This is a genomic window from Scytonema sp. PCC 10023 (assembly GCF_963920835.1).
In the GTDB taxonomy this organism is placed as follows: domain Bacteria; phylum Cyanobacteriota; class Cyanobacteriia; order Cyanobacteriales; family Nostocaceae; genus Kalymmatonema.
On the sequence record NZ_CAWUDP010000416.1, the window covers coordinates 1 to 238 of the forward strand.

Genomic DNA, 238 nt, shown 5'->3' on the forward strand with positions numbered 1-238 from the left:
ATCTCGAACCAGTAATTCACGAGTGTTAATCGTCAAGTTACCCGCATCCCCAGTTCCCTCTGAGTCAGAAAACAAGCCACTGGAGGACAGACCATCGGCAGATTCGCCAATCAATTCCACAATCTGGGCAATGACAGTCAAATCGCCACCTTTGCCAGCATTTTGTGCGCCTGTAGAAACCCCTGCCCCATCTCGAACCAGTAATTCACGAGTGTTAATCGTCAAGTTACCCGCATCC

1 pseudogene is annotated in these 238 nt (G+C 49.6%); it reads right to left on the reverse strand.

Annotated elements, in window-relative coordinates:
• Nucleotides 1-238 (reverse strand): annotated as a pseudogene (locus tag ACM0OZ_RS49410) (S-layer family protein); the annotation flags it as partial.